22 protein-coding genes are annotated in these 22,182 nt (G+C 68.8%); 13 read left to right on the forward strand and 9 right to left on the reverse strand.

Annotated features, from left to right (window positions below):
• Positions 1–271: 271 nt before the first annotated feature.
• Positions 272–754: a metal-dependent transcriptional regulator gene (locus tag ACP96_RS00165; protein ID WP_161785346.1), complete on the reverse strand. Its 483-nt coding sequence runs from the start codon at positions 752–754 to the stop codon at positions 272–274.
• A 163-nt stretch (positions 755–917) separates the two neighbouring features.
• Between ACP96_RS00165 and ACP96_RS00170 the strand changes: the two genes are divergently transcribed.
• The 6 genes from ACP96_RS00170 to ACP96_RS00195 all read left to right on the forward strand — a co-directional run bounded on the left by ACP96_RS00170 (position 918) and on the right by ACP96_RS00195 (position 5,472).
• The gene (locus ACP96_RS00170) at positions 918–1,355 is read left to right on the forward strand and encodes a hypothetical protein (protein WP_050031654.1); all 438 of its coding nucleotides are present in this window, start codon (positions 918–920) and stop codon (positions 1,353–1,355) included.
• Positions 1,356–1,610: 255 nt separating this feature from the next.
• Entirely contained in the window at positions 1,611–2,270 is a 660-nt protein-coding gene (locus ACP96_RS00175; RefSeq protein ID WP_050024213.1) for a helix-turn-helix domain-containing protein, read from the forward strand.
• A gap of 210 nt (positions 2,271–2,480) precedes the next feature.
• Positions 2,481–3,578, forward strand: a complete 1,098-nt coding sequence (gene nirK / locus ACP96_RS00180; RefSeq protein WP_050031656.1) for a copper-containing nitrite reductase — start codon at positions 2,481–2,483, stop codon at positions 3,576–3,578.
• Between the two features lie 260 nt (positions 3,579–3,838).
• Positions 3,839–4,255 carry an SRPBCC family protein gene (locus tag ACP96_RS00185; protein WP_050031658.1) on the forward strand — a complete coding sequence of 139 codons (417 nt, stop codon included), beginning with the start codon at positions 3,839–3,841 and terminating at the stop codon, positions 4,253–4,255.
• An 87-nt stretch (positions 4,256–4,342) separates the two neighbouring features.
• The gene (locus tag ACP96_RS00190; RefSeq protein ID WP_050024217.1) at positions 4,343–4,936 is read left to right on the forward strand and encodes a DJ-1/PfpI family protein; all 594 of its coding nucleotides are present in this window, start codon (positions 4,343–4,345) and stop codon (positions 4,934–4,936) included.
• A 107-nt stretch (positions 4,937–5,043) separates the two neighbouring features.
• Complete coding sequence (locus ACP96_RS00195; RefSeq protein ID WP_050031659.1) at positions 5,044–5,472, forward strand: DoxX family protein; 429 nt, start codon at positions 5,044–5,046, stop codon at positions 5,470–5,472.
• 267 nt (positions 5,473–5,739) lie between these two features.
• Here the strand turns inward: ACP96_RS00195 and ACP96_RS00200 are convergent, their stop codons facing one another.
• Together ACP96_RS00200 and ACP96_RS00205 are read right to left on the reverse strand one after the other, a co-directional pair.
• Complete coding sequence (locus ACP96_RS00200) at positions 5,740–7,020, reverse strand: DNA double-strand break repair nuclease NurA (protein ID WP_050031661.1); 1,281 nt, start codon at positions 7,018–7,020, stop codon at positions 5,740–5,742.
• Between the two features lie 57 nt (positions 7,021–7,077).
• Complete coding sequence (locus ACP96_RS00205; protein ID WP_050024220.1) at positions 7,078–7,353, reverse strand: hypothetical protein; 276 nt, start codon at positions 7,351–7,353, stop codon at positions 7,078–7,080.
• A 280-nt stretch (positions 7,354–7,633) separates the two neighbouring features.
• Between ACP96_RS00205 and ACP96_RS00210 the strand changes: the two genes are divergently transcribed.
• Complete coding sequence (locus tag ACP96_RS00210) at positions 7,634–9,577, forward strand: methyl-accepting chemotaxis protein (RefSeq protein ID WP_082222419.1); 1,944 nt, start codon at positions 7,634–7,636, stop codon at positions 9,575–9,577.
• A 24-nt stretch (positions 9,578–9,601) separates the two neighbouring features.
• Here the strand turns inward: ACP96_RS00210 and ACP96_RS00215 are convergent, their stop codons facing one another.
• Together ACP96_RS00215 and ACP96_RS00220 are read right to left on the reverse strand one after the other, a co-directional pair.
• Positions 9,602–10,000 carry a hypothetical protein gene (locus ACP96_RS00215; protein ID WP_050031662.1) on the reverse strand — a complete coding sequence of 133 codons (399 nt, stop codon included), beginning with the start codon at positions 9,998–10,000 and terminating at the stop codon, positions 9,602–9,604.
• Complete coding sequence (locus ACP96_RS00220; RefSeq protein WP_050031663.1) at positions 10,000–10,530, reverse strand: DUF2240 family protein; 531 nt, start codon at positions 10,528–10,530, stop codon at positions 10,000–10,002. The genes ACP96_RS00215 and ACP96_RS00220 overlap by 1 nt, the downstream gene beginning before the upstream one ends.
• A gap of 121 nt (positions 10,531–10,651) precedes the next feature.
• Between ACP96_RS00220 and ACP96_RS00225 the strand changes: the two genes are divergently transcribed.
• From ACP96_RS00225 to ACP96_RS00235, 3 genes are all read left to right on the forward strand, one after another.
• Positions 10,652–11,536 carry an aldo/keto reductase gene (locus tag ACP96_RS00225; protein WP_050031664.1) on the forward strand — a complete coding sequence of 295 codons (885 nt, stop codon included), beginning with the start codon at positions 10,652–10,654 and terminating at the stop codon, positions 11,534–11,536.
• Between the two features lie 9 nt (positions 11,537–11,545).
• Entirely contained in the window at positions 11,546–12,355 is an 810-nt protein-coding gene (locus ACP96_RS00230; RefSeq protein ID WP_050031666.1) for a class I SAM-dependent methyltransferase, read from the forward strand.
• Positions 12,356–12,482: 127 nt separating this feature from the next.
• Entirely contained in the window at positions 12,483–13,202 is a 720-nt protein-coding gene (locus ACP96_RS00235) for a DUF2270 domain-containing protein (RefSeq protein ID WP_050031667.1), read from the forward strand.
• A gap of 69 nt (positions 13,203–13,271) precedes the next feature.
• Here the strand turns inward: ACP96_RS00235 and arcD are convergent, their stop codons facing one another.
• A complete protein-coding gene (arcD, locus tag ACP96_RS00240) occupies positions 13,272–14,735 on the reverse strand; it encodes an arginine/ornithine antiporter ArcD (protein ID WP_050024227.1) in 1,464 nt (487 codons plus the stop codon).
• Positions 14,736–14,933: 198 nt separating this feature from the next.
• Between arcD and ACP96_RS00245 the strand changes: the two genes are divergently transcribed.
• Positions 14,934–15,920, forward strand: coding sequence for an NOG1 family protein (locus ACP96_RS00245; RefSeq protein ID WP_050031669.1), 987 nt, complete (start codon positions 14,934–14,936; stop codon positions 15,918–15,920).
• A gap of 79 nt (positions 15,921–15,999) precedes the next feature.
• On the opposite strand, the gene ACP96_RS00250 is transcribed toward ACP96_RS00245, so the two are convergent.
• The 3 genes from ACP96_RS00250 to ACP96_RS00260 all read right to left on the reverse strand — a co-directional run bounded on the left by ACP96_RS00250 (position 16,000) and on the right by ACP96_RS00260 (position 20,508).
• A complete protein-coding gene (locus ACP96_RS00250) occupies positions 16,000–16,761 on the reverse strand; it encodes an SIMPL domain-containing protein (protein WP_050031670.1) in 762 nt (253 codons plus the stop codon).
• A 92-nt stretch (positions 16,762–16,853) separates the two neighbouring features.
• A complete protein-coding gene (locus ACP96_RS00255; protein WP_050031671.1) occupies positions 16,854–19,121 on the reverse strand; it encodes a formate/nitrite transporter family protein in 2,268 nt (755 codons plus the stop codon).
• A gap of 112 nt (positions 19,122–19,233) precedes the next feature.
• Positions 19,234–20,508 (reverse strand): TIGR00341 family protein, encoded by a 1,275-nt coding sequence (locus tag ACP96_RS00260; RefSeq protein WP_050031700.1) that lies wholly within the window; start codon positions 20,506–20,508, stop codon positions 19,234–19,236.
• 140 nt (positions 20,509–20,648) lie between these two features.
• Between ACP96_RS00260 and ACP96_RS00265 the strand changes: the two genes are divergently transcribed.
• Together ACP96_RS00265 and ACP96_RS00270 are read left to right on the forward strand one after the other, a co-directional pair.
• Positions 20,649–20,900, forward strand: coding sequence for a hypothetical protein (locus ACP96_RS00265; protein WP_050024233.1), 252 nt, complete (start codon positions 20,649–20,651; stop codon positions 20,898–20,900).
• 180 nt (positions 20,901–21,080) lie between these two features.
• Positions 21,081–21,962 carry a homoserine kinase gene (locus tag ACP96_RS00270; protein ID WP_050031672.1) on the forward strand — a complete coding sequence of 294 codons (882 nt, stop codon included), beginning with the start codon at positions 21,081–21,083 and terminating at the stop codon, positions 21,960–21,962.
• Positions 21,963–22,182 lie beyond the last annotated feature (220 nt).

The following is a 22,182-nucleotide window of genomic DNA, read 5'->3' on the forward strand; positions in this document are numbered from 1 at the left end:
TCTCTGTTTCAGGAGAGGCTTCCCAATGACATATATGATATATACTGTTCCCCAGTATTGATACGAAACGGGCTATCAACCCCCATATAGGGGATATTAAATACCTAGATAAATGTATGAGACCGGGAATCGATCGATTGGTGCCTTAGGCCCCGATCGCCTCGGTTCACTCTCGTCTCGCTTTCAGGTCGCTCGCGACCGCCCCGGCTCAACGGGTGACGGCGGGGGACGCGCTTTCAGAGCGTATCGGGAATTCACCCGCTGATCAGGGTCAACACTCCGTCTCCGCGAACGGGCACCGTTCGACACCCTGGCCCGGGAGCTCGGAGCACGCGTTCGGCGTCTCGTCCGCGAGCGCGCGAAGCCGACCGATCGCCTCGTCCAAGAGGACGTATCCGATCCGGTAGCCCGTTTCGAGGGACATGTCGAACCCCGTTCGACGGCGAAAGAACGTTCGGACGGCGCACTGGCGCGCTTCCAGCTCCAGCGCGACCTCCCGCCCTCGATCGGTGAGAGCGACGCCCTCTCGTTTCTCGTATCGGAGGAGCCCCGCGTCGGCGAGCCGCTCGAACGCTCCCGTCACGCTCGCGGGCGCGACGTCGAGGAGATCGCTCACCTCTCCCGTCCGGACCCGACCGTCGCGGTCGGCGCCGATCCGCCTGACTGCGACGAGGTACAACCCTCTGTTCCGATCGACGCAGGCGGTGGGGCGCACGCAGCCGCAGGCATCCGTCCGCGAGGGGGCGATAGCCATTACCGCGTGTTCGACGGCTCCGGACATGAGGGCGCTCCCGAACATGTTCTCGCCGGCCGTTGGTGCTTCGTCACGCGCGCTCCAGGCGCCGGGGAGAGGGTTCAGATCGGCTCGTCGAACATATTCGGGGGAAGAAACGCGGGGGCGGACGCGAGTCGGACGTATGGATCGACCACGGCTCACGGCGCTTCTGATCTGGGCGGTCGTGGGGACGTACCTGCTCCTCGCGCTCGGCGCGACGGCCGCCACGGACGCGGGCTCCGCGATCGACGCGGTCCACCACGCCGCCGCGGTGGCCGTCGGCGTCCTGCTCGCCGCCGCGGCGCTGCTCGCACACCGAACGGCGGCCTCGCGCGGCGTCCGCCTCGGAACGATCGGGGTCCTGATCGCCTACGCGGCGCAGGCCGGCGTCGAGCCGACGGGTCACCTCGAGACAGCCGCAGCAACAGAACTCGCGAACGTGTTCGGCACGTGTGCGGGCGAAGCGTCGTCGCCCGAACTCCCGCCGTCGTCGTCGCGCCCGTCGTCCACCCCGACGAGGGGCCCTGCGGCGGCGGCGTCGCTCCGCTCAGATGCGGGTATAAGCCCGCGCCTCGAATAATTCGGTCGACCGTGTCACTCCGTAAAAACGTCCGACGCTGCCTTTTCATCCGGGACGTAGGTGAATCCGTCCGACCATGGCCGAACACGCCCTCGACCGACGACGCGTCACGCTCACGTCCCGGCGGTCGGGGAGGGGACGCCCGCTCCCGCGACCGCGATCCGAACCGCTCCCCGGCTCCCGACGGAGCCGAACTCGGTCGTGCCCGGCCGGTGCGCCTCACCGACAGGTGGGAGTACCCCTTCCAGAAGGCCGATGACACAGGCGCGTCTCGTCGTCGAGCTGCCGGAGGGGCCGTGGGCAGCCGACGTCTCCCGGGAGTTCCCGGCGGCGACGTTTCGGGTGATCGCCGCGCTCCCGGGGGACGGTCCGGGGTTCGCGCTCGTGTGGATAACCGCTCCGGACGTCGCGGCCGTCCTCGAGGCGATGGAGTCCCACCCCGCCGTCACCGACACGTCGGTGATGGACCGGTCCGACCACGAGGCGACGGTGCAGTTCGAGACGTCGGCGCCGCTGCTGCAGCTCGCGGCGAAGCGGTCGGGCGTCCCCATCGAGATGCCCGTCGAGATCAGCGGCGGCGAGGCGGTCATCGACGTCACCGGGGCCCAAGACCGGATCGCGGAGCTGGGCCGGCAGTTCGACGAACTCGACTTGGAGTTCCGCGTCAAGTACGTCCGGGAGCGGCTCCCGGCGAGCCAGCTCCTGACCGAGACCGATCAGGACCTGCTCCTCCGCGCGGTCGAGGAGGGGTACTACGACACGCCGCGGGACTGCTCGCTCACGGAGCTGGCCGACCGCGTCGGGGTCGCGAAGTCCACCTGCAGCGAGGCGCTCCATCGCGTCGAGGAGATCGCTATCAATCGGCTCGTCGAGGACCTCCCCCCGCAGGTCGGCGCCGACGAGGCGGCCCAGTAGTGAGGTGCGACCCCGGTCCGACCCCGCCGTCGGGAACCGTCGACTCGCCGCGACCACCCGCCGACCGAACGTATTCGGACTACCGGTATCGGACCTGGACATCCTTTAACTCAAAACGACGATGATGTTCAGGTATTTGCTCACTGAATGAGAATAATTGTGGCGTTATACGGGCTATAACCGCCAATCCACAACCGGAGGAGAGACACGATGGCGCTACTTCCCAACATCGAACGGCGCTCGTTCCTGAAAGTGGCGGGTCTCGGCGGCGCGGCGGCGCTCGCCGGCTGTACCGAGGACAGCGCGAACGCCGCGTCGACCACCGCGGCCCAGACGTCGGACGAGTCCGGCGCCGCGTCGGTCGACGTGGACCGTGTCGCGGCGGACCCGACAGATGTCCCCGATCCCGTCGACTGGAACCAGCCGCGCACGCACGACATCACGATGGAGACGAAAGAGGTGACCGCCGAGATCGAGCCCGGCGTCACCTTCGACTACATGACCTTCGACGGTCGGGTTCCGGGGCCGATGGTCCGCGTCCGCCGGGGCGACACGGTGAATCTCACGCTACAGAACCCCGAGGACAGCGACATGCCGCACAACATCGACTTCCACGCCGTCTACGGTCCCGGCGGCGGGGCCAACGCGACGACGATCGCTCCGGGCGAGGAGGCCACCATCGAGTTCAAGGCCACCTACCCCGGGTCCCACATCTACCACTGCGCGGTCCCGAACATGGACCAGCACATCAGCGCGGGCATGTTCGGCGCTATCCTCGTCGAGCCGAAAGACGGGCTCCCGGAGGTCGACAAGGAGCTCTACTTCGGTCAGCACGAGCTGTACACGGACAAGGAGACCGGCGAGGAGGGTCACCACAAGTGGAGCGTGGAGGCCGCCAAGTCGGAAGACCCGACCTACATGGCGTTCAACGGCGAGGCGTACGCGTTCACGAAGGACGGCTACGGTCGGGTCCCGATCGAGCAGGGTGAGACCGTCCGGGTCTTCCTCTCCAACGGCGGCCCGAACCTCAGCAGCTCGTGGCACGCCATCGGCAACGTCTGGGACAGGCTCTACCGCGACGGCGACCTCGTCTCGGACCCCGCGCGCTTCGTCGAGACGACGCCGGTCGAGCCCGGTACCGTCACCGCCGCGGAGATCGAGACCCCCGTCCCCGGTCCGATCAAGATCGTCGACCACTCGCTGACCCGCGTGGCTCGCAAGGGGCTGCTCGGTGTGCTCGACGTGCAGGGCGAACAGAACCCCGAGATCTACGACCCCGACCCCGACGGCGATTCCGGCGGCGAGTGATCGCCGCGGGCCGATCCCGCTGCCGGAACTTGTAGAGAGATAGCCACGCACGGACCGATCGGCGACTTCGGCGTTCCCTTCGGGGTCGCACAGGTCCGCTGACCGCGCTCTCGGACAGCGACCGTCCGTAAGTCCGATCGCGCTCTGGCCGAACATGTTCGGCACACGTGGGAAGCGGCCTGAGCACCTTCCATGAGCCGTCGAATGGTCGCCACACCGCTACCGAGACGACGGTCGTTTTCCGGCGCGAAGAGGGTTCCATGAACTCGGTGACGCTCTCGCGAACGATCGACGCACCGCCGGCGGTCGTCCGCGAGTCGATGACGCGGATCGAGCGATTCATGCGGGCGTCGGGGTTCGACAACGTGACTGTCGACGGCGAGACGGTCCGCGTCGCCAACGAGGTGGGGATCGCGACGATCGATCTCACGCTCGAACTCGTCGACCGCCCCGAGGTCGACCTCGCGTACGAACAGCGCGACGGCATCTTCGAGGAGATGCGGACGACGTACGCGGTCGCGCCCGCTCCCGACGGAAGCGAGGTGGAAGCGACGACGGAGTTCGCGCTCGACGTCGCGATCGTCGGCGACGTGCTCGACTCGACGATCATCGAACGGCAACGGCGAACGGAGCTGGCGGCGCAGTTCGACTGGCTCGAAGACGTCTGCTCCGAGTGAGCGACGAACCCGCTCCCCTGTGGCACGGTACCGCTCGCCAGTATCGTTATGGGGTCGCGGCGCGTAGATCGCGGTGGTGTTGCACACATGACAGGACAACAGATACTGATGATCGTCGGCGACTTCGGCGAGGATTACGAGATCATGGTCCCGTTCCAGGCGTTACAGGCGGTCGGCCACGAGGTCCACGCGGTCTGCCCCGAGAAGGAAGACGGGGAGACGGTCAAGACCGCGATCCACGACTTCCGGGGCGACCAGACGTATCTGGAGACGCGCGGCCACGACTTTGCGCTCACGCACGGGTTCGACGAAGTCGACCCGGCCGAGTACGACGCGCTGGTCGTGCCCGGCGGACGCGCTCCGGAGTACCTGCGCGGCTACGACGAGGTACTCGACGCGGTGCGGCACTTCTTCGAGGCCGACAAGCCGGTCGCGTCGATCTGTCACGGGCCGCAGATCCTCGCAGCGGCGGGCGTGCTCGACGGCTACGAGATCACCGCGTACCCCGCGGTCAGACCCGAGGTCGAGGCCGCCGGCTGCTCGTGGGTCGACGGCGTGACCACCGACGGGAACCTCGTCACGGGACAGGCGTGGCCCGACCACCCCGAGTGGATCGCGCAGTTCCTCGACGTGCTCGGGACGGAGATCGACCACGAGGCGACGGCCGCGACCGCGGACTGAGGTCGTCGCGGCCGCCGGAGACGGGCCGGTGGGCGGAGAGGGTCGTTCGCCGAAGACGGATCAGTCCGCCACCGCGATTTATGAGGTGCGGCCGCGTTGTGCGTCCCATGAGCGACGACGAACCCACGGAGACGACCGACGAGGCGGTCGGCCGCGGCGCGCCGTCGCGGCTCGGCCGAATCCTGCTCGGCGCCGGTCTCGCCGCGCAGGCCTCGGAGGACTTCCGCGACATGGACGACACGATCGAGTACGCGGAGTCGGCGGGAGTGCCTGCGCCCGACCTCGCCGCCCCGTTCGCCTCCGGGATGATGGTCACCGCCGGCCTCGGCATCGCGCTCTGGCGGCTCCCCCGAGTCGCGACCGGCGCGGCGGTCGCGTTCCTGACCGTCGTGACCGCGACGATGCACGACTTCTGGAACGCCGACGAGGACGACAAAAGCGGCGAGCGACTCGCCTTCTTCGGCAACCTCGCGATGCTCGGTGGGGCCTTGGTGTTCCTGCGCGAGGCGTATACGGAGTCAGTGGCCCACGACTGAAGCCGTGGGCTTCCTCCTTGTTCCTCTGTGATCGGAGAGGCGGAGTACGGGTCCGGAGCCGCAATCGTTCATTAATGAATCGTTACTTCCGGAGCGGCGGTGAACGCCGCCGAAGTCCCAGCCGTTTGTTTATAAACCTACCGCCGCGGTGAACACTTCCAAAGCCCCAGCCTCGTCGCCGGCGACCTCGCGCGTGCTGACTCGCGGCCGCCTTCGGCGGCCACTCGCAGGCACGCGCCGACCGCACCGACCGCGTCGACGGGTCGTTTAATACGGCTCCTTCCCCCACCGCCGGTCGTCGTAGGTCGCCTGCTGGTCGCTGTCGAAGCGCTCCTCAAACTTCCGGCGGAGCGCAGCCTTCTCCGTCGCCGAGATCCGCGCCAGCTCGTCGGCCTTGCCGACCGCCTCCGGCGGCCCGCGGGTGGTCGCCACGTCGGCGAGCACCTGCCGGGTGAGCCGGTCGCGAGTCTCAGCGTCGCGCGCGAACGCGTACGGCGCCTCCAGCTTGTAGGTCACGTCGGTCCGGGGGTCGTACACGACCATGAACGTCGGCTCGTACAGCTCGGGGTCGAGCTCGCGGTCGATCCCGAGCGCGTCGCCGTCGGCCGCCATCGTCGCGTCGGCGCCACCCCGACTGCGGAACCACGTGGTGAAGGTGAGCTCGTCGTCGACGCGGTCGGATCGACCGTCGCCGACAGAGTTGCCGCTTCCAGAGCCGTCGCCCTCGCGCCGCTCTAAGAGCCGGGTGAAGAGCGCCGTGTCGTCGGGCCACGGCGGCTCGACGCCCTTCCGGGTCAGCGCGCGGACGATCGTCCCGCTGGAGGGGTTCTTCACGAACCCGGCCAGCGGCACGTCGCGCTCGACGAAGCGCTCGACGAGCCGGACGTACTTCTCGACGACGGCCCGGGGCTTCGCCTCGCGAGCGAGCGCGCCGAGCTCGGGGTTGCGGTCGTCCCACGTGAACAGCTCCTTCGGGTATATTGGACCGTCTAACACGAGCAGGTCGTCGACCTCGTCGGCGTGGTCGAGCGCGTGGGTCCCCTCGGCGAGGTACAAGGCGAGCGCGTGGACGACTCCCTCCGCGTACCGATTTACCCGGGGAGCGTGGAGCACGCGCTGGCGGGTGTGGCCGTCGTCGCGCGAGCGCCACTCGCCGTCGAAGTTCGCGGTCGAGTCGCCGGCGTGAACGGTCGCGACGATGGTCCGGTCGCGGTGGAGGTCCAGGTCGCTCGGCGTGCTCGCCATCGCGGCGTGCGCCACGTCGACGACGAGCCCGTTTTTAAAAGTGGTCGGGTTGATCGTCCCGGAGTCGAGCCCGTGGACCGTCTCGAACGGGCGGTCGGTGAGGGCGGCGTCGTCGATGGGGGCCCGCCGGCGCTCGTGCCCGTCGACGGGTTCGATCACGACCCGTCCGTCGCGGCGGAGCTCGGGGAGCCAGTCGCGCCACACCCGGCCCGCGAGGTCGTCGTGATCGGTCGTGTCCACGTCGCCCGCGATGCCGTACGCGAGCTGCGCGATGTTCTCGACGTGGATCGGATCGAGCGTCACGGCCGTACCGCGGTTCGGAGGGATATAAAACGCGTCGGCTCAGGCGGGCGCAGAGCGCTACTCGCCCGCTCCGTCCTCGCCGTCCCGTTCGGCCACGAGTTTGCTCTGTAATCTGTCGAGTCCGAGCGTGAGAAGGAAGAAGCTGCCGCCGACGTACAGCAGCGACTGCGGCTCGGAGACGAGTCGGCTGATCAGGCTGTTCCCGTAGCCGATCACGGTGCTCAGATACCCCAGAACCGACGCGGTCCAGCCGATCCCCGTGAGACCGGTGAGCTGGTTGAGCAGATCCTCGTCGGCGTCGCGTATCAGTCTCAGCAATGTGACTGTTATCATCACCTTAACCGGAGTATCTTTGTGGTGGTACATAAGTTGTTTTCATATAAATAAGACCGTACTTATTGTGTGACTGTGCGATTTTCAACGTCTTTCAGTTCGCCAACTCGAACTCGTTCAACCCCTGTTCGGAGAACGCTCACCGAAGTTGGCGCGGGTCCGCACCACCAGTCCCGAGAACGCCCGTTCGCGCGTCACGGAACCGCTTGAGCGTCGAGAAGAGTATCAGGGGTAATATTCGGAGGGTGTATTCTTTTAAATGGTACGACGTGTATTCACCATGGCCGAGTCAACGGTCGGGTCGAGCGGGGGGAACTACGACCCGTCGAGTGCGGAGGAGAGCGGGCCGTCAGGACCGGTAGAGAAGCTCCGAGAGGTGCTCAGATACGTCCCGGACGGCACGTCGATGCCGGAGGAGATGTGGCACGGACGCCACCGTAACATCCTCCTCGTCGTCGTCGCACAGGTGCCGTTCCTGATCGCGCTGGGGCTGTACGAGGGGACGGAGTCGCTCGTCACGGGCGCGCAGATCCCCGCGACCCCGACGTGGATGCTCGTCGCGTTCGTGACGACCATCCTCGCCACCGCGGCGCTATCGATGTGGGCGCCGATCGACCGGCGAAAGCGGGCCGTGCTCGCCGCGTTCAGCGTCATGACGGTGTCGATGGCGCTCGTCAAGCTCTCGGGCGGCTACATCGAGGCGCACTTCCATTTCTTCGTGTTCGCCGGCGTGCTGGCGCTGTACGAGGACTGGCTCCCGTTCGGGGTCGGAGTCGCGTACGTCGCGGTCGGCCACGCCGCGTTCAGTCAGATCGACGCCAGCCTCGTGTACAACCACGCGGCGGCCATCGAGAACCCCGTCGCGTGGGGCGGCATCCACGCCGCCTTCGTCCTCGGGCTCGTGGGCGCGCTGATGGTGAACTGGTACTCCATCGAGAAATCCCGCGAGGAGGCGCAACGGCAGCTCGATCTGGTCGCCGAGCAGAAGGCCGAGATCCAAGACGTCGAGGCGGCGAAGGCGGAGGTCGAGAAGCGCCGCGAGGAGGTCGAACGGCTGAACCGACACCTCGAGACGAAGGCCGACGACTACAGCGCGACGATGGACCGCGCGGCCGGCGGCGACCTCACCGTCCGGCTGGACGCCGACAGCGAGAGCGAGGCCATGGAGCAGATCGGCGCGGCGTTCAACGAGATGATGGACGACATGGAGGCGACGATGCGGGACGTGCAGTCGTTCGCCGGCGAGGTGTCCGCGGCCAGCGGGAAGACAGTCGAGGGCGTCGACGCCGCCGAGGCGCGCAGCGAGGACGTTCGCGGGTCGATCGAGGAGATCGCCGAGGGCGCCGCCGACCAGCGCGAGATGCTCGAACAGGTCTCCGGCGAGATGAACACCCTCTCGGCGACGATCGAGGAGGTCGCCTCCTCGACGGAGACCGTCGCCGACGCGGCCCAGGAGACGGCGTCGATCGCCGACGAGGGGCAGGACACCGCGGGCGAGGCGATCGACAGCGTCCGGGAGTCGCAGGACGCGATCGGTGAGACGGCGGAGAAGGTCAGGGTCCTCGACGAGCGGATGGAGGACATCGGCGAGATCGTCGACCTCATCGGCGACATCGCCGAGCAGACGAACCTGCTCGCCTTGAACGCCAACATCGAGGCGGCGCGGGCCGGCGGCGCCGGCGGCGGGAGCGACGGGTTCGCGGTCGTCGCCGACGAGGTGAAACAGCTGGCCGAGGAGACGCAGGAGGCGGCCCAGGAGATCGAGGAGCTCATCGCCGGCACGCAGGCGCAGACGCAGGCGACCGTCGAGGAGGTCCGGACCGCCGAAGAGCACATGGAAGAGGGTGCCGAGGCCGTCGGGGACGCCGCAGACGCGTTCGCCGAGGTGGCGGCCAACGCCGGGGAGACCGACGACGGGATCCGCGAGATCAGCAAGGCGACTGACGACCAGGCCGCGAGCACTGAGGAGGCGGTGTCGATGGTCGAGGAGGTCGCGGGGATCAGCCGGTCGACCGCCGACGAGGCCGACGAGGTCGGTACGGCGGCCGACGAGCAGCTCGCCGCGATGTCGCAGGCGACCGCCGAAGCCGGCTCGGTCGCCGAGCAGGCCGAGCGGCTCCGGGCGCTGCTCCGGAAGTTCGAGGTCGGCGGGGGGTCGCTCGACGACCCGTCGGCGTCGGGATCACGCAACGTCGCCGTGGGCGACGGCGGACAGACGAACTGAGGCGGCGACGCGTTTTCCCCCGCGCTACTGCTCTTCTCCGATCGCGTCGACGACGGCTTCGAAGGCCGGGAGCGCCCGCTTCACCTGCGCGCCGCCCTCGACGAACACCAGCGTCCGCGGCGGGCGGACCGCCTTCGGCCTGACGCGTAGGTCGGCCTCGCCCGCCGCATCGGCGGCCGCGTCGGGCGCGACGACGAACTCGATCCGGAGCCGGTCCGGCTGGACGTAGGCCTCGGCGACGAGGTCGCCGTCGTTCTCGCCGCCGCGGACCACCCGATACGCGAGCGCGCCGTCCGGGGTGGGCTCGACATCGGGGTCCGCGTCGGCCAGCGCGAGGTGCCGCAGGCGACCCTCGTTGCCGGAGAGTTCCGAGGCGAGCAGCTGGCCGATCCGAACCCCGTCGGTCAGGCGCTCGTCGACCATCACTCGGCCTCCGCGGCGCCGGTGGTCGGGTCGTCCGTCTCGTCACCGTCGCCGGCCGCATCTCCCTCGCCGGTCTCATCACCGGCGGCGGCCAGTCCCTCGCGAACGTCGGCCGCGAGCTGGTCGACGGCGGCGCCGTGCTCCTTCGCGAAGAGGACCGCGGCCGCCTCGATGCTGACCGCGAGCGAGCGCTGGCGCTCGTTGATGCCGGCGACCGCGCGCTGCTTCTCGACGCCGGCGGCGACGATCGCGTCGAGCGCCGTCTCGAAGGTGGACTGCTCGCGGAGGATCGACTCGTCGGGCGCGAAGCCTTCCGGGACGGTCACGTCGGCCGGGTCGAAGCGGGCGACGAGGTCGCCGTCCTCCTCGGCGACCAGCCCGCGCCCGACCGCGACGTCGACGAGCCGCTTCGCCTGGTCGGGGGAGAACCAGTCCCGATCGAGCGACAGCGCGACGACGAACTCCCCCTCGCCCAACCGCTCCGTCGCTCGCTGTTGGAAGGGCACAGCGACGGCGACCTCGAGGCTCATGTGCGAATCGGGGGGCGTCGACGGCGGTAAACCTACCGGACCGCGAGCCGGACTCGGGGCAGTTGCGAGATCCGACTCGCGGCCGACAACCGTTATGCCGCGCCGGCGTGATGGCGTACGTATGCAGACCCGCCCGCTCGGCGACACCGGTCACGACAGCACCGTCATGACGTTCGGCGCGATCGCGCTCAACTGGCTCGAACAGGAGGGCGCGAACCAAATGGTCGAACACGTCCTCGACTACGGCGTCAACCACTTCGACGTGGCGCCGGAGTACGGCGACGCGGAGCTGAAGCTCGGCCCGAAGCTCCGCCAACACCGCGAGGATATCTTCCTCGGCTGCAAGACCCAAGAGCGAACCTACGAGGGCGCGTGGCGCAAGCTCGACCGATCGCTGAACCGCCTCGGCGTCGACAACATCGACCTGTATCAGGTACACGGGCTCGAGTACGACTCGGAGCTCGACGAGATCACGGGCGACGACGGGGCGCTGGCGGCGTTTCGCGAGGCCAAAGAGGAGGGACTGATCGACCACATCGGTCTGACGAGCCACGGCGACCCCGGACTCATCCTCGACGCGCTCGACCGTATCGACGACCTCGAGTCGCTGATGTTCCCCCTGAACCCCGTCGTCGCCGGGAAGGACGACGAGGAGTACGACTACGAGGCGGTCCTCGCACGCGCCGACGAGAAGAACGTCGGCACGCTGGGGATCAAGGCGTTCGCCGGCGGCTCGTGGCCCTCGACCGACGAGCTCCCCGAGGCGGACCGACCGTTGGCGAACTGGTACCGACCGGTCACCGCGCCCGACGAGATCAGCGACCGGTTCGACTTCGCCGCCGCACAGGGGCTCACCAGCGTCGTCAGCGCCGGCGATCCGAAGCTCGTCACCATGATCCTCGAAGCTGCCGCCGACTACGACGGGATGGACGCGACCGCCCAGCGGTCGCTGATCGAACGGGTGCGCCACGACGACAGTCCGGTTCCCGAACAGCTGCACCACTGAGCGAGACGGATGGACGTGCCGCACACGGTTACGACCGCGCTCGACGATCAACCGGTTGCCGGGAAGCGCTGTCTGGAGGCCGGTGCGGGCGTCGGAAACACGACCGGCGGACTGCTCGCGAACGGCGCCGCGCGGGTGTACGCCGTGACGAACGACCGGGATCACGCGCGGACGACGCGACGGCGCGTTGACGGCGAGGGCGGTGACGGTGGTGACGGTGGCGACGAGAACGGCGACGGCGCCAACGACAGCGACGATAGCGACGAGAACAGCGGCGACCACGGCGACCGCCTGGCCGTGCTGGAGGCGGACCTCCGAGCGATCCCGCTCCCCGACGGATCCGTCGATCTGATCACCGCACACGGGCTCTGTAACGTCCTCGATCCCGCGTCGCTGTCGACGGTGGCCGAGGAACTCTCGCGGGTCGCGGCTCCGGGCGCGCAGCTCGTCGTCGACGACTACGACCCGCCGCCCGACGGCGCCGCGATGCGAGAGCTGTTCGCCGTCGAGAACGCCGCGTCGGAGCTGGCCCGCGGCCGGCCGGCGCTCACCTTCTACCCGGCGGCGTTCCTGCGGCGATTCTTCGCGGGCCACGGCTGGGAGTTCGAGCGAGAGCGGGCGCTTTTAGAGCCGGTGCCCTGGACCGAGAGCCACGTCTCGGCACACGCCGACGAGGCGGCCGACGCGGCTGCCTCGGCCGCGGACGGTTCCGGTGGAGCGGGCGACGCGCTAGCGGCGACCGCTCGGCGGCTCGCGGCCGAGATCGGGTCGGAATCGGCCGGGCGGATGTACAGTCTCGCGTTTCGCCGACCGGGCTGACGGCCGCGGAAGCAGCGGCCCCGTCGAAGCGCTCCGTAACTGAGCGACCCGCGATGTTCTCCGTATATAACACTTAAATTATACTATCACAGTGTCTACTTATGCAGCGGGGAGCTGTCTATCCGCTATGACCGATTCGAGTAGCGACGAGTTCGACCCGACGGCATCGGATCAACGGGAGATCGGCCGCGAGATGGTCGACGACAGCACGGGACTCGGTTCGGTGATGGCCCACGCCTACCGCGGGGAGATAGATCGGGTGGGGACGTGGCGGCAGCGCCTCGACGAGACGACGACGTGGGCGGTGACGCTGATGGCGGCGATCCTGACGTGGGCGTTTTCGAGCACCGATAACCCGCACTACATCCTGCTGGTCGGAATCGTCGTCGTCACCGTCTTTCTGGGCATCGAAGCGCGGCGGTACCGGGACTACGACGTCTTTCGCTCTCGCGTTCGAGTCATCCAAGAGAATCTGTTCGCAAACGCCCTCGATCCGTCCCAAGGCACCGAGAGTCACGACTGGCGAGCGGAACTGAGCAGGGACTACCGCAGGCCGACGCTGAAAGTCTCGTTGCACGAAGCGCTCGCGAACCGACTCCGGAGCGTGTACCTCGCTCTGCTCGGTGTCCTCTTGGGCGCGTGGGCGTTCAGGATCACGGCGTTCGCGCCGCGCCAAGACTGGCTGACGACCGCCGGAGTCGACCGTATCCCGGGAACTGCTGTGGTCGCCGTCGTGGGCGTGTTCTACGTCGTCCTGCTGGGCCTCGCCTTCTGGCCCCGCGAGCGCCACGCCAAGGGCGAATTCCGCGAAGGGGACCCGGACGACTGGAAAGAGACGGGCGGATAGTCGAAACGCGTCGTCCGATCGCCGCAGCGATACGTCAGTCGGCCGCCGCAATCGACCCGTCAGTCGTCGTCAGTCGTCGTCAGTCGCCGCGGACGGCTCGTCGGCGGCGGGCGCCCGGTCCGCGGCCGGCGTCACGTTCAGCGAGTAGCCGGTCGCGGCCATGACGAACAGCACGAGCGGCGAAAGGAACGCGAACAGGTAGTACGGCGCGTACTCCAGCGTCGGGACCCCGGTGACGCCCGCCATGTAGACGGCGCCCGCGTGCCACGGGAACAGCGCGCCGGTCGGCGTCCCGGCGGCCTCGACGGCGCGGGAGAGCTGGTCGGTGTCGAGCCCGAACTCGTCGTAGGTGTTCCGGAGCGTGACGCTCGGGAGGACGATACTCATGTACTGCTGGGCGGTGAGCGCGTTGATGGCGATCGCCGAGACGCCGGTCCCAGCGACGAGCGCGCCCGGGCTCTTCACGGATGAGGTGAACGCGTGGGAGATCACCGCGAGGACTCCCGTGCGCTCCAAGATACCCCCGAGGGCGAGCGCGGCGACGACGACCGTGATCGTCCACGCGGAGCCGGTGAGCCCGCCCGTCGCGAGCAGCTCGTTCACCAGGTCGGAGCCCGACTCCGGCGCGGTGCCGTACATGAACGTCTCCCACGCGGCGACGAAGCCGACCCCCTGCACGAGGATTGTCGTGATCGCGCCCGCGAACACGCCGGCGACGAGGGTCGGGAGCGCGGCGTATCCGCGCAGTGCCAGCCCGAAGGTGACGACGAGCGGGATGAACGCCAGCAGCGTGATGGCGTAGACCTCGCCGAGCGCGCCCTGGATCTCCGCGATCCGTCCCGTCGGGATCTCGCCACTGGCGCGGAGGCCGAGCGCGAGGAAGCCGAGCACGGCGAGCCCGAAGGCGACGGCGGTTCCGGTCCGCATCCGACGGATGTGCGCGTACAGGTCGGTGTTGGTGACGCCGGCGGCGAGGTTGGTGGTGTCGGAGAGCGGCGACTGCTTGTCGCCGGCGTACGCGCCCGAGAGGACGGCCCCGACCGTCATCGGGGCGGGGACGCCGAGCCCCGCGCCGATGCCGACGAAGGCGACGCCGAGCGTCCCCACCGTGGTCCACGAGGAGCCGATGGCGAACGCGACGACGGCGGCGACGACCGCGGCCGCCGGCAGGAATGTCGTCGGCGAGAGGATCTCCAGCCCGTAGTACATCAGCCCCGGAATCGTGCCGGCGCTGACCCACGTCGCGATCAGCCCGTAGATGGTGAAGATGATTAAAAGCGCCTGCAGCCCCATCACGAGGCCGTTGGCGATCCCGTCGAACAGCTCTTCCCAGTCGTAGCCGAGCCACAGCCCGAAGCCGCCGACGAAGGCGATACTCCAGAGGAGCGGCGGGTGCGGGTCGAGGCCGAGAACGGCCGAGCCGATACCGAGGAACGCCACGACGGCGAGGACCGGGATCAGCGCCAGCGCCAGACTCGGGCGGCGGTCCGGATCGAGGTCCTCGTAGGTCGTCGGCGTGAACGATCGTGCCATGCCCTCCTATATTCCTTTGGGGCATAAATATATCTCGAAATATGAGCGAGGAAGATAACGATCGTTCATCGTCGTTTGCGGCAGGCGGCGAACCCACCCGACACCGCAGCTGTGACGCGCGTCCGTCCGTGCGCCGCCGTGTCGCGGGGGTCGCCGAACGGACGGTCTTATACGCGTCGGCGGTCAAGTCGGGGCAACATGATATTTGAGGGCCTCCCGACGACCCCCCGATCGGAGGAACTCGTCGACAAGGCGTTCTCGCGGGCGGCGCGGGCGGGGCGCGCCAAGCACGGACACGAGGCGCAGGAGTCGATGCTGCGGACCGCCGGCAACGTGCTCTCGGACAACCTGGAGAACGTCGTCGTCTCGTGGCCCGACTTCGGCTTCGACGTGGAGCCGTTCTACTACGAGCTCGCCGACGCCATCGTCGACGTCGACCGGCTCCGACAGGCGCTCTCGCAGGTGATGTGGGCCAGCCGCCAGATCGAGGACCTCCGCGACGAGTACACGACGAAGGTCCGCAACTCGGACGTGGACACCGCACGGAAGCACCGCAAACAGGCGTTCGCGCGCATGGCCGACGTGATGGACCAGATCGAGGACGACCTGCGGTACATCGGCGACTCGCGGGACCAGCTGAAGGTGCTTCCCGACGTGCGCACCGACGAGCCCGCCATCGTGATCGCGGGCTATCCCAACGTCGGCAAGTCGTCGTTCGTCAACCGGGTCACCCGCGCCTCGAACCAGATCGCGGAGTACCCGTTCACCACGAAGGGCGTCCAGATCGGCCACTTCGAGCGGGACCACGTCCGGTACCAGATCGTCGACACCCCCGGCCTGCTCGACCGACCCGCCGACGAGCGCAACGACATCGAGCGGCAGGCGGTCAGCGCCCTCGAACACCTCGCGGACGTGGTCGTGTTCGTGTTGGATCCGTCCGGCGACTGCGGCTACCCCCTCGACGTGCAGCTCGAACTCCGCGAGGAGGTCCGCGCGCTGTTCGGCGAGGCCGTCCCGTTCCTCACGGTGGCGAACAAACACGACCGTTTCGACGCGGTGCAGGCGGAGTCCGTGGACGCGACGATGAGCGTCACTAACGACGAGAACGTCGAGCGCGTGCTCGACATGGCCGTCGAGGCGGCCGCGTTCGAGCCCGACCTCCCGACCCGCGACGGCGAGGAGTGAGCGGTCGCTTATAAGCAGGTAGCGCCGCGGCTCGACGGTTGGTCTTCTCCCTCGAAAAATCGCCGAGCGAGCGCTCGCTTCAGGCCTGTTCGGCGGCGTAGACGACGTTGACGCTGACCTGCACGCTCACGTCTCCCGTCTCGACGCCGGTGGCGGCGCCGGCGTCGGCGCCGTCGCTCTCGGCCATCATGGACGCGTCGGACACCCGATACGGTGTCACGCCCGCGTCCGCGGTGGAGACCCTGTATGCGCCGGCGATCTCCAGTCCGCTGGAATCCGCGAGCACGGCCGCGTCGTCCTCGGCGTTCGCCATCGCGTTCTCGATGGCGGTCTCGCGGACCTCGCGTTCGCGCTCCTCGCTCAGCCCGAACTCGATCCGCTGGACCTCGTCGGCGCCGGCGCCGATCGCGACGTCGATGACCTCGCCAACCGCGTCCACGTCGTCGAGCGCGATCGCGTAGCGGTGGACGCCCTGGTACCGCGTTCGCTCGGGGTTCTCGCGCGTCTCGTAGGACTCTCGCACGTCGTACTGCTCGGTCCGGATGTCGTCCTCGTCGAGCCCCCAGTCGGTGAGCGCGGCGCGAACTTGGTCGTCGCTCGCAGCCAGTTCGTCGCGGACGGCCGCGGAGTCGTTCCCGGTCGCGGTCACCGCGACGCTGATCGTCGCGCGGTCCGGCTCGGCGGTGGCCTCGCCGTCCGCGGTCACCTCGATGTTCCTGTCGAGCGCCGATTCGTCTCCCGCGTCGACGCCGGCGCCTCCGGTCGAGCCGACGAACCCCGAACAGCCAGCGAGCGAGACGATCAGCGCGACGCCGACGGCAGTTGCCAGTTTCCTGTTCATACCTGACCCGTCGTCGGGAACCATCAAATAAGTCGCCGAAAGGACAAAGAGCCGTTTGCGCTATCGGACGAGAGGCGATCCGACTGCCGCGATCAGGCGGATCGGGCGTCGTCGCCGTCCGTGTCTCCCCCGTTGGTCCCGCCCTCGTCCGCTTCCTCACCGTCGTCGTCAGAGTCGTCTTCCGCGTCGTCGTCCGAGTCGTCTTCCGCGTCGTCAGAGTCGTCGTGATCCATGATCACCGCGGGCTCCGGCGAGAGGTCGTCGTCCGATTCCGCCTCGCCACCCTCATCCTCGTCGGGGTCGTCGTGATCCGTGATCACCGTCCGGTGCGCGTCGTCGTTCTCGGCGCGGCCGCCGTCGTCGCCACCGGTAGCGTCGCCGCCGTCACCCCGACTGTCGTCGTCATCGGCGTCGCCTTCGGGGGCGCGATCACCGCGATCGGACTCCCCGTCGTCTCGCTCGCCGGCCCCGATCTTCGCCCCGCTCGACGCGTCCGGGTCGCGGTCGACGCCGCCATCCGGCGGGCCGGACACGCGCCGACCGGTGCCGAAGAGCCGCTCGCGGAACGTGCGTCGGCTGGGGCGCTCGGCGAGCAGCAGCGAGCAGTCCACGTCGTGAACCACGTCGAGGTGGAGCGAGTTCGAGACGAGCCGCGAGAGCATCCCCTTCTCCGTCGCGCCGATGATGACGAGGGTGTTGTCCGCGGCCTCCCGAGCGATCGCGCCCTCGACGTCGCCGCTGTCGTCGACGATCCGCTCGGCGTCCGAGAGCCCGTGCTCCGCGGCCCACGCGGTGAGGAACCCCTCGCCCTCGGCGCGGTTCTCGGGGCCGTCAACCACGTGGAGCAGGCTCACCTCGGCGCCAGCGGTCCGGGAGAGCACGCTCGCGACCTCCGCGCCCAGCGTCGAGTCCGGGCCGCCGGAGGTCGGGAGCAGGACCCGCGAGGTGTCGAGGTCGCTCTCGCTCAGGATGAGGAAGTCGCAGGGGAGCTGGTTGGTCAGCTCGTCGATCGGTCGCTCCGCGCGGGCGGCGTTCCACAGCTGGTCGTCGCCCCACCCCATCAACACGGCGTCGGGGCGGGTCCGACGGGCCATGTTGAACACCTCCTCGAAGGAGCGGTGCGAGACGACCGTGGAGGTGGAGACGCCGATGTCGTACTCCTCGGCGGTCTCGCGGAGCCCGGCCATCCCCTCCTCGGAGACGTCGGCGATCCGGCCCGCGCCCGCCGACAGCGACATCCGCTCCGGCGCCTGCACGACGTGGACGATGTGGACGAGCCCGTCCTCGTGGTCGCTGGCGAGCCGGCTCGCGAGCTCGACGATGGGGCCGTCGGTCCGCGGGTTCGTGATGGGGACCATGATCCGGTGGCCCTCGTTGGCGAACAGCGTCGCCTCCGTGGCGTCGAGGATCGGGACGTACGAGCGCCCCGCGGCGCGGCCGAGCACCCACTCGGGCACCGTCAGCCGGCGGGTCATCCCCTCGAAGCGCGCCTCCTCCAAGCGCTCCTCGCTGGTCTGGAAGTAGTTCACCAGCGTGACTAGGACGACCCCGCCGATGGTGTTCCCGAGCAACACGGGGATCACGAAGCCGACGATCCCGGAGTAGAGGCTGATCTCCGCGCCGTACAGCGGAATGCTGTACTCGAAGAACAGGTAGAGGACCTCGGTGAACGAGACGACGACGTGGAACAGGTCGCCGAGCGGGATCGCGAGGAACGCGAGGTAGACGACGAGCATCCGGCTCACGGAGTCGGTGGAGGCGAACCCGACCCAGACGACGCCGGCGACGATCAGCCCCGCCATCGCTGCCTTGAAGAACAGCGGGACGACGCCGATACTGAATCCGCCCTCGGAGATGTACCGCGCCGCGTCAACGGTGTCGCCCGTGAAGACGCCGCCGTAGGACAGCACGAGCGCGCCGATCCCGCCGCCGACGAAGTTGCCCGCGAGCACGATCGTCCAGTGGCGGAGGAGCGTGGGGAGGCTCGCGAGCCGCTCCAAGGTCAGCGCGACCGGCGGCAGCGTGTTCTCGGTGTACAGCTGGTAACCGCCGATGATGATGTAGATGAACCCGAGCGGGTAGAGGAGCACGCTCAAGATCGGATGAGAGTCGGTCGCAGCGGTCAGGGAGGCGTACAGCATGAAGGTGATCGTGATCGCCAGCCCCGCCGCGAGCCCGCTGAAGAAGAGTTCGCGGCTCCCGGATGTCACCTCCTCGTCCGCGGCCGCGATGATCCGCTGGAACACCTCGTCGGACGAGAAGCGATCCCGAACGGCCTCGCCGACCGCCGGGGCGCCGCTTCGGGAGCGCTCGACGACCTCGCGCATCGAATCGTCGTCGGGTCGCTGTGAGTCGGTCACTGCCGGATCACTGTCGGCGCGATAAAAAGTAGTTCCTCTTTCGGCAGGGGTCGAAAAAAGACGGCGCTGAACGCGTCCTCGGAGAATCGCCGAACTGCCGAACCCCCCGGTCTCAGGCGCGGCTGACCGCCACGAGCCGCACCTCGACCTGCACGTCCTCTCCGATCGCCGCCTCGATCCGGCGGTCGAGGGCGTCGGCGACCGCCTCCGCACCGACGCCGGGAGGCGCTCCGACGGTAACCACCACGCGTTCGGTGTCGAGAGGCGGTATCGTCCCGCCGCGCTCGACCTCGAGTTCGATCAGCTCCATCCCGGGGTCCATCGCGGCCAGCTCGTCGCCGACGGCGGACCGGATGTCCGTCTCGGTCGTCGAGGCGACGTACGAGTCGTAGGTGACGCCGCCGAGGAACACCGACAGCACGGCGATGGCGGCGACGAGGACCGCGACACGCTTCACGAAGGCCGCTCGCGCCTCGTCCTCGCGGAACCAGCGCTGTGGGCGGTACCCCTCGTACCACAGCATCACCAGCGCGGAGAGGTTGATCGAGAGGACGTTCACCGCGACGATCACGCCCGCGCCGATCACGAGCCGCGGGATCTGGAACGCGATCCCGATCCCGACGGCGGCCGCCGGCGGAATGAGCGCCACCGCGATCATCACGCCGACCAGCGTCGCGGAGACGCCGGTCATCAGCGAGAGGATCCCGGCGACGCCGGCCCCGATCGCCACGACGAGCACCAGGACGTTGGGCGCGAGCCGCTCGGAGACCTCGGCGAGCGCAAGCGGGTCGGTCCCCGGCGGCACCAGCGCGAGCGTTCGCAACGCGAACGCGAACAGCGTCGCGGCCCCGATCGCGACCGCGACGCCGAGCACCTGCATCCGCACCCCGCGCCGGAACATGTCCTCGTCGTCCACGACGGTGCCGATCGCGGCCGACATCGCCGGACCGATCAGCGGTGCGATCACCATCGAGCCGACCACGGTCGCCGGCGAGTCGAGCAGGAGCCCGGCCGTCGCGATCACGGCGGAGATAACCGTCATCAGCACGTACGTCCGGAGCCCCGACGCGAGGTCGTCGGCCTTCGCCTGCAGCTCCTCTCGGGAGATGTAGTTGCCCGCGTGATCGGCGTCCTCGGCGTACTGGTCTTCGAGCGCCTCGAACCGGCGGGAGATGACCGTCTCGGCCGCGACGATGACCGTGTAGGTACTCTCGTCGATCCCCGCCTCACGGAGCCGTTCGAGCACTGGCTCGACGGCGGCGGTCGGGAGCGGAAACGTCGCGACCGCGGTGTACTCGCGGCCGCTCGTCTCGTCGGTGACGACGTAGTCGACGCCCTCGTCGTCGAGCGCGCGGATCACGGCGGCGCGCTTCCCCGCCGGGATCATGACCTGAACGAGTCGCACGATCGGTCGTCTCGCCGGCGCGACTTATAAGGGGCGGTGGTCGCGGACCGGGGGCCGAACCGCGGTCCGCCCCGCGCGAAACGGAACTTTAATGCGCGAATCCCTCGCACGTCCAGACAAGAATGCTCTCGCCGCTGTTCATCGACACGTTCCTGCTCGATTACCACCTCGGGCACGTCATACTGCTCGGGTTCGTCGTCTCGCTTCTGGCGGCCGCGCCCCTGAAGTCCCAGAAGGTGATCGCGTCCATCGTCGCCGGCTTCGGGACGATCTTCCTCGTCGCCCCGTACACGACGATGCCGCAGGTGTACATCCTCGCGGGCATTCCGATGATCCTGATCGGCGCGCTGCTGTGGACGATGGCCGGGAACTGACGCGGTTCGCGCCTCCGCCTCCCGTTTTCTGCCGTCTCCCGCTCCGTGTTCCCCGTTCCCCGACAGCGTCGGCGCTCGCTCTCTCCGCGCCGCCGCTCCGCCCCGCCGTTTCGTCTCTCCGCCCCGCCGCGCCGTTGCTCGATCCCGCCTCTTTTTGCACCCCGAGCGACACTGCCCGCCATGGTCACGGTACGGGCACCCGCCACGAGCGCGAACCTCGGCAGCGGGTTCGATGTGTTCGGGGCGGCCCTCACACGGCCGGCGGACGTCGTCACCGTCGAGAAGGCGGCGGAGACGACGATCGAAGTTACCGGCGTCGGGGCCCAGTACATCCCCGAGGACCCCGAGAAGAACACGGTCGGCGCCGTCGTCGAGGCGCTCGACGCGCCCGCGCGGATCCACATCGACAAGGGGGTCCGCCCGGCCTCCGGCCTCGGCTCCTCGGCGGCCAGCGCCGCCGGCGCCGCGGTCGCGCTCAACCGGCTGTACGACCGCGGGCTCTCGCGCTCGGAGCTGGTCCCGATCGCCGCCGAGGGCGAGGCGGTCGTCTCCGGCGTCGCTCACTCCGACAACGTCGCCCCCTCGATCCTCGGCGGGTTCACGGTGACGACGAGCGAGGGCACCCACGCCGTCGACGCCTCGATCCCCCTCGTGGTCTGTCTCCCCGACGTGGCGGTCTCCACCCGCGACGCGCGTCGGGTCGTCCCCGAGACGGCCTCGATGGACGACCTCGTCGAGACGGTCGGCAACGCCGCCACCCTCGCGGTCGGGATGTGCCGCTCCGATCCCGAGCTCGTCGGCGCCGGCATGAGCGACCCCGTCGTCACCCCCGAGCGCGCGCGGCTGATCACGGGCTACGACGACGTGCGCGCGGCCGCCTTCGAGGCCGGCGCGGCCGGCGTCACCGTCAGCGGTGCCGGCCCCGCGATCCTCGCCGTCTGTCGCGACGGGCGTCGGCGGGGGGTCGCCGCCGCGATGCTCGACGCCTTCTCCGAGGCCGGCATCGACGCCCGCGCCTACCAGACGCGGATCGGAAAGGGATCGACGGTGCTGGAGGAATGAGGCGATACGATCGGAGAGTTCGGGCCGGTGGTGGCGTGAAGATGGTTAGTGTTTCAGTCGATCACTTATAAGTCGTCAATGGCAGATAGATGACGGGAGCCTCCGATCCTCTAATCGTTTGTTTATAAGCGATCGACTGTTCTACGGTGAACACCTCCAAAGCCCCAGCCGGTGAGGCGGGCGCACGCTCGCTGCGCTCCTCGCTCGCGTTGCTCGCTGC

Source organism: Halorubrum halophilum (assembly GCF_000739595.1).
In the GTDB taxonomy this organism is placed as follows: Archaea; Halobacteriota; Halobacteria; order Halobacteriales; family Haloferacaceae; genus Halorubrum; species Halorubrum halophilum.

Excerpts from the sequence above, each read along its gene's own strand:
- ACP96_RS00170 (WP_050031654.1), top strand. The coding sequence starts at position 918 with ATGGATCGACCACGGCTCACGGCGCTTCTGATCTGGGCGGTCGTGGGG.
- arcD (WP_050024227.1), bottom strand. The coding sequence starts at position 14,735 with ATGGCACGATCGTTCACGCCGACGACCTACGAGGACCTCGATCCGGAC.
- ACP96_RS00260 (WP_050031700.1), bottom strand. The coding sequence starts at position 20,508 with ATGATCCCGGCGGGGAAGCGCGCCGCCGTGATCCGCGCGCTCGACGAC.
- ACP96_RS00265 (WP_050024233.1), top strand. The coding sequence starts at position 20,649 with ATGCTCTCGCCGCTGTTCATCGACACGTTCCTGCTCGATTACCACCTC.
- ACP96_RS00270 (WP_050031672.1), top strand. The coding sequence starts at position 21,081 with ATGGTCACGGTACGGGCACCCGCCACGAGCGCGAACCTCGGCAGCGGG.
- ACP96_RS00210 (WP_082222419.1), top strand. The coding sequence starts at position 7,634 with ATGGCCGAGTCAACGGTCGGGTCGAGCGGGGGGAACTACGACCCGTCG.
- nirK (WP_050031656.1), top strand. The coding sequence starts at position 2,481 with ATGGCGCTACTTCCCAACATCGAACGGCGCTCGTTCCTGAAAGTGGCG.
- ACP96_RS00205 (WP_050024220.1), bottom strand. The coding sequence starts at position 7,353 with ATGATAACAGTCACATTGCTGAGACTGATACGCGACGCCGACGAGGAT.
- ACP96_RS00245 (WP_050031669.1), top strand. The coding sequence starts at position 14,934 with ATGATATTTGAGGGCCTCCCGACGACCCCCCGATCGGAGGAACTCGTC.
- ACP96_RS00225 (WP_050031664.1), top strand. The coding sequence starts at position 10,652 with ATGCAGACCCGCCCGCTCGGCGACACCGGTCACGACAGCACCGTCATG.
- ACP96_RS00175 (WP_050024213.1), top strand. The coding sequence starts at position 1,611 with ATGACACAGGCGCGTCTCGTCGTCGAGCTGCCGGAGGGGCCGTGGGCA.
- ACP96_RS00230 (WP_050031666.1), top strand. The coding sequence starts at position 11,546 with ATGGACGTGCCGCACACGGTTACGACCGCGCTCGACGATCAACCGGTT.
- ACP96_RS00195 (WP_050031659.1), top strand. The coding sequence starts at position 5,044 with ATGAGCGACGACGAACCCACGGAGACGACCGACGAGGCGGTCGGCCGC.
- ACP96_RS00215 (WP_050031662.1), bottom strand. The coding sequence starts at position 10,000 with ATGGTCGACGAGCGCCTGACCGACGGGGTTCGGATCGGCCAGCTGCTC.
- ACP96_RS00185 (WP_050031658.1), top strand. The coding sequence starts at position 3,839 with ATGAACTCGGTGACGCTCTCGCGAACGATCGACGCACCGCCGGCGGTC.
- ACP96_RS00235 (WP_050031667.1), top strand. The coding sequence starts at position 12,483 with ATGACCGATTCGAGTAGCGACGAGTTCGACCCGACGGCATCGGATCAA.
- ACP96_RS00220 (WP_050031663.1), bottom strand. The coding sequence starts at position 10,530 with ATGAGCCTCGAGGTCGCCGTCGCTGTGCCCTTCCAACAGCGAGCGACG.
- ACP96_RS00250 (WP_050031670.1), bottom strand. The coding sequence starts at position 16,761 with ATGAACAGGAAACTGGCAACTGCCGTCGGCGTCGCGCTGATCGTCTCG.
- ACP96_RS00165 (WP_161785346.1), bottom strand. The coding sequence starts at position 754 with ATGGCTATCGCCCCCTCGCGGACGGATGCCTGCGGCTGCGTGCGCCCC.
- ACP96_RS00190 (WP_050024217.1), top strand. The coding sequence starts at position 4,343 with ATGACAGGACAACAGATACTGATGATCGTCGGCGACTTCGGCGAGGAT.